1 protein-coding gene and 1 pseudogene are annotated in these 1,523 nt (G+C 59.6%); both read right to left on the minus strand.

Going from position 1 to position 1,523, the window contains the following annotated elements:
* Positions 1 to 30 precede the first annotated feature (30 nt).
* Complete coding sequence (locus F1735_RS33475; RefSeq protein WP_167241305.1) at positions 31 to 1,068, minus strand: IS3 family transposase; 1,038 nt, start codon at positions 1,066 to 1,068, stop codon at positions 31 to 33.
* A pseudogene (locus tag F1735_RS38615) lies at positions 1,068 to 1,523 on the minus strand (hypothetical protein); the annotation flags it as partial. The pseudogene F1735_RS38615 and the gene F1735_RS33475, both read right to left, overlap by 1 nt.

Raw genomic sequence — 1,523 nt, forward strand, 5'->3', positions numbered from 1 at the left:
CGGAGCGTGTCAAACTATTTGAGACAGTATTTACAGATTGTTTAGGGAGCATTCTTCGGTCTGCTCGTTGGTGCCAATGTCCATTTTGGGCATGTTGATTCCGGCTTCGGTTGGCAGAGCCGGCGGTCGTGGGCGGCTGTTCTTGAAGCGATTTGGATGCAAGGAGAAGGCGTTCAGCAAGACCTGGTCACGTTGCTCGTAAATGATTTTTGCCACGTCGTTGTGCATGGCTGCAGGCGTCATGTAGCCGATGCCTGAATGACGGTGATCGTAGTTGTACCACTCAAAGAACGTTTGGCAGAAACTGCGCGCCTCAGCCAGCGAATGGAAGCGCTCCGGGAAGCCGGGACGATATTTCATTGTCTTGAACTGCGCTTCCGAGAACGGGTTGTCGTCGGATGTGTAGGGGCGACTGTGGCTTTTGACGACATCGAGATCGACCAGCAGGTCGGCCACCAGTTTGGAGCGCATTGCGGCGCCACGGTCGGCGTGCAAGGTGAGCTGGCCCGGCACGATGCCCTCCTGGTCGCAGGTATGGCCAATGAGCGACTCGGCGAGCTGATCCGACTCATGGTCGGCGATCATCCAGCCAACCACATAGCGGCTAAAAATATCGAGGATCACGTACAGATGGAAATGCGCCGATTTAACCGGTCCTTTCAGCTTGGTGATGTCCCACGACCATACCTCGCGCGGGCGCGTTGCCAGCAGCTCGGGGCGCGCATAGTCCGGATGCACCAGTTGATCACGTCGGCCACGTGTACCGCTGCAGGCCCGCAAGATGCGGTAGAACGTCGATACCGACGCCAGGAAAATGCCTGCATCAAGCAGCATGGCATATGCCGTGCGGGGCGCAACATCGACATATTCCGGCGAATGAAGCATGTCGATGACGTCCTGGCGTTCAGAAGCACTCAGTGCAAGCGGCGAGCGGCGTGGACGGCGCACGGTATGCAGCGGCGCACGCGCTTCACGGCAGGCACGGTAGTAGGTCGCGCGCGGCAATCCCATGCTGGCGCAGGCGCTGCGCACGCCCATCTCTCCGACCAATTCCGATGTGGCGGCCATCACTTCACTTCCTCTTCCGTGGGCAAGCCCAGCAGATCGCAAAGTTTTTTTTGGACCCCGATGATCAGCCTTGCCTGCGTGAGCTGTTTGGTCAATTTTTCATTCGCCAACTCAAGGTTACTGACACGCCGGTCCACCGCCTTGACGGCATCCGGTTTCGGACCGCGCTTCTTGTTCGGCACCACTGCTGCATCACTCTCGGCGACCAGCAGGCGCCACTTGCTCAGATGCGAGCTGTACAGCCCCTCGCGGCGCAACAGCGCGCCGATGGCGCCAGGCGCCGTGCAGGCATCGGCCTCACGTACGATCCGGTGCATGTACGCCGTGGTGAACTTGCGGCGCCTTGCCACAGCAACCACCTCCGCACTTGCTGCCGCTTTTTCTGACGGTGCCTCAGAGCGAGCCCGGAGGGCGACCGGCGGGGCGCCGTCAGAAAAACCATCGATATCGTCTTG

It is taken from the genome of Massilia genomosp. 1 (genome assembly GCF_011682185.1).
Taxonomy (GTDB): Bacteria; Pseudomonadota; Gammaproteobacteria; order Burkholderiales; family Burkholderiaceae_D; genus Telluria_A; species Telluria_A rubra.

Coding starts and splice junctions, on each gene's coding strand:
- F1735_RS33475 (WP_167241305.1), bottom strand. CDS start 1,068: ATGGCCGCCACATCGGAATTGGTCGGAGAGATGGGCGTGCGCAGCGCC.